The following is a 3,618-nucleotide window of genomic DNA, read 5'->3' as shown; positions in this document are numbered from 1 at the left end:
GATAGTTCGGACATGGACTTTCCTTTGGGCATAAAAAAGGGTATTCGGGAAAGGGTGTTGTTATGCCCTTTCTGAATACCCCTAGGTGATGTGGTTGGTTGTGTTGTTAGCCTTCCTCTTGGAAAGCTCCCGTTCCTGGTTCTGAATACAGTTGCAGGATGCTGAAAATAGGAACGCCGTAATCCACCAACTCATCCTCGATGGGCTCGACTGCCATGATTTCCCTGGCCAGGAACGGCGCTAGCCGCTTGGTTTCTGGCGGCTTCACTTTGTGCTCTAGGGTGAACATGATCTTGGCGCGGAACATCTCGAAGCTCAGGCCGCGCGCGTTACGGTTCACGTCGCGCAGGTAGCGGTTGATCGACTCGGTCAGTGCGTTGGTGTACCGCTGGGGGATGAACTTGAAGTAGTTGAAAATGTACTCGCCCCAGTTGGTCATCATGGTCGTGACAACCTTCCAGTCCTTCTCTTGCTCGGCAGGGATGCGTTGACGCCATTCGTCATAGGCTTGCCTGGCTGCATTGTGGGTCTTGCTATTCCAGATGTTGTAGAAGCCTTCCTTGAGGTTGTAGGCGGTGCCTAGCTCGGGGAACTGATCGAACCACGTCTTGATCTTCAGGTGCGCCCAAACGTCCAGGTCACGCCGCCGCATCAGCATTAGCTTGCGGTCTCCTTTCAGGGTGCGCTTCTGGGGAGCTGTAAGACCTCGCTTGATCCGCTTGCGTATCTGGTCCATCGCATCGTTGGCGTACCGAACAACGTGGAACTTATCGACGATGACTGTGGCGTTTGGGAACAGCTCTAGCGACACGTCTTTATACGGATGGAACATGTCCTGGCAGACGATCTGGACCCTGTCCCGGCCACGCATGTTGGAGATGTAGTTGTGGATCACGATCTTCTTGCGGTTAGGCAGAACGTCGATGATCGTCGTCTCTTCCAGGTTGATCAGGACGCACCGGTACTCACCGCCGACAAGCAACTCGTCAATGCCGAGGACTCGCGGAAGCATCGGCCTGTAGCCCGCCTCCTGCTCTGCGCAGTAGTCGCGCAATGCCCGGCGCACCACTGACTCATCCACGCCAAGATCGCGGGCGACCGCTGAGTTCGTGCTGGTCATGGCGTGCTTGATTACGTAGGCATGGCAGCGCTTCGTCATGCGGTGCTTCTCGTCGAATTCCAGCAGAGCCGGCGAGAAGACCTTGCCGCAGGTCTTGCACTTGTAGCGGCGCCGCATGCCCCAGAGCACCGTGCGCTTGCCCCTGATAGGCAGGTCAACGTACTTGGTCAGCTTCCTGGAGAAACGAATCGACTGACCGATAGCGCCGCAGGCGGTGCAGAACTCGGGCGCCGGAAGCTCAACCTTGAACTGCAGATCGTGTTCATCCTCGAGGAATTCCACGATCTCAACTTTGAGCGGGTGAAGTAGGGAAAGCGAATCAGCCACTGACTCGGCCCTGACCTGCGTTGTGTGCCATGGCCTCCCGGCGTTTCTCCAGAGCGATCAGCCGTAGCACGTCCTGATCGGCTTTGCTTACCACATAGTGAACGACGCGCTCTATTGCCTCGGCGGCAACGAGCAGTTCGTCCCTAGCGGGGGCGGGGCCGGCATATGCCAGCTCAACGCGAGTACCAGCCATCGCAACCCCACAGAGATCCGTGAAACGGTCCGGCGGCGGGCCATCATGCCAGTCGGTCATCACTTCGCCTTCAGCATTAATGAGCCGGTGTGCCACAGGCTGCTGCTCGATTTGCTGATGATTTTTTTGCTGTTCCATGTCGCTCTCCGTCGGGATTGGTGAGCCCAGCATAACAACATTTAAAGCCGAAGCTAATACCAATACGTTTTAAGGCTGCGCCTTGCCTGCAACAACACGTAAAACCGATAACCCATAAAAAACACCCTGCGAGAGCGTAGCCTTCGCAGGGTGTGGGGTGGACATCTCATTAACCCGCCGGAGCGGGTTTGTGTGTTGGGTGGCGGCTTAGTAAATGCCGAGTTCTCGTCTTGCCCTGGGCGAGTTGATCGGAATCACACCTGGATTTTTGCAGGCCGGGCATACCTTCTGGCGGGTGGTCAGACGCCAGATGCTGTAGATGATTCCGGGCACCAGGAAACACAGCCACAGAATGATTTCGATGAGTATCGAGCCGCGCGTATGCGTTTGCCCTTCGCTCGTCGTTCCGCACGCCGGACAGTAGAGGCTGCCATTGCGCTCCGCCCGACCCTGCGCAACAGCTGCGCGAGCGCCCTTCATGCCCTTCGCCAACTTCTCGGCGACCGTGGGTGCTCTGTAACTGGCGAAGTGGGCGCGGCACTTCACGCAATCATCCGGACTGGCCTGCATCTCGCTCATCGTTGGCTCATAGCCGCATTTCGGGCACTGCATCGAATTGCCTCTGTTCAGTTCTTGTGGCCAGACTGGTAACTTGAACGAACACACCCGCGTCTATCGTAGTTAACGCTGGTGACGTCGAGATACTTGTCATTCCAGTAGGTGCTAGTCCCGGCTCCTCGGGCGCCTCCGTCTCGATTCGGCTTGCCGTGGATGCTCTCGACATCCTTACGCGACATGCCAGGCACGATCTCACCGCGGACCTTTGCGGTGCGCAGGTCGCGATCAGACAAGCCAGTATCGCATTCAACTCGCGGAGCACTTCCGCCAACCACCGCGACGCCGCGGCGAGGGGCTTGTTGCGGTTGCGGGGCGCCATACTCACCAGCAGCAGCTGACGGGCTTGCATTCACGCGAGGCTGGGCCATTTGAACGGGCGCACTGCTGCCGCTGATCCTTGGATTATGAGCCCTGACCACGTCGTCCAGTCCGGTGTTGTCCGGGCAATTCTGGCCCTTGGTAAAAGTCACCTTGCCGGCGGCATCCACGCACTTGAATATGGTTGCCGCTCCGGCCTGTGACGAGAATAGCAACGCCACTAGGATGAAGCCGAAACTACGCATTAGGTTCCCTCCTCCATTCGGTCTTGAGAACCATATCACGGCGCCATCATCCAAGCCCACTGCCTGCATGAGCATGGATTCGGACGCTTAAGCCACCGCAGTGTTTTGCACTTCCCACTGCCACATGGCGGCCTCGCCTTCATCCATGATGTTCGGGTCCGCCAGCAGCTTGATCTGCACGGGGATGACGCCGAACTCGGCGCCCTGGTTGAGCGGGATTCCGCCGTTGAGGGCGATCTTGCAGTAGAAGCACTGGATCCGGCGGCGCTCGCCGTTACCCCCTTCGTTGGTCTGGCCGGTCATCACTCGGTAGAAGCGCTGGCCAGTAGTGAACGGTTTGATGACATCCACGGTCGGGTAGCTGTAGTCGACGAGAATCGGCAGGCTCGGCAGGCCGCCGGCCGCCGGCGATTCCGCTGCGATGGCCGTGGCCAGCGGGCCGCCCGGAAGGATGCGAATGCCGAAAGGGCCGACCGCGTAATCGACGTTCCGGGTGTAGGTGGTGGCACCGTCTTCGCTGGTGACGGCGGTCACTTCCAGTGGGATGTTGGCGAGCATGATGGCTCGATCGATGAAGGCTGGATGCTCCTCTCCCGTTACCGTTCCGCTCGGCACCTGGGTGACGGAGCCGTACATGGCGATGGCGGCGGCGCGAGGGC

Annotated in this window: 5 protein-coding genes; all 5 read right to left on the bottom strand. The window is 58.7% G+C overall.

The annotated features are described in order from the left end of the window. Window positions 1–106: 106 nt before the first annotated feature. Window positions 107–1,447, bottom strand: a complete 1,341-nt coding sequence (locus EA795_RS20395; protein ID WP_062382005.1) for an ISL3 family transposase — start codon at window positions 1,445–1,447, stop codon at window positions 107–109. Next, complete coding sequence (locus EA795_RS20390) at window positions 1,440–1,778, bottom strand: hypothetical protein (protein WP_062382006.1); 339 nt, start codon at window positions 1,776–1,778, stop codon at window positions 1,440–1,442. The genes EA795_RS20395 and EA795_RS20390 overlap by 8 nt, the downstream gene beginning before the upstream one ends. 207 nt (window positions 1,779–1,985) lie before the next feature. Further along, a complete protein-coding gene (locus tag EA795_RS20385) occupies window positions 1,986–2,357 on the bottom strand; it encodes a YqaE/Pmp3 family membrane protein (protein WP_122079199.1) in 372 nt (123 codons plus the stop codon). A gap of 47 nt (window positions 2,358–2,404) precedes the next feature. After that, on the bottom strand, window positions 2,405–2,959 hold the full coding sequence (locus tag EA795_RS20380) for a DUF4124 domain-containing protein (protein WP_158601319.1): 555 nt from the start codon (window positions 2,957–2,959) through the stop codon (window positions 2,405–2,407). A gap of 87 nt (window positions 2,960–3,046) precedes the next feature. Further along, on the bottom strand, window positions 3,047–3,618 hold a 572-nt coding region (locus EA795_RS20375; RefSeq protein ID WP_122079196.1), incomplete at its 5' end, for a hypothetical protein.

This window comes from Stutzerimonas nitrititolerans, from assembly GCF_003696285.1.
Lineage (GTDB): Bacteria > Pseudomonadota > Gammaproteobacteria > Pseudomonadales > Pseudomonadaceae > Stutzerimonas > Stutzerimonas nitrititolerans.
This window is presented reverse-complemented; position numbering and strand designations above follow the sequence as displayed.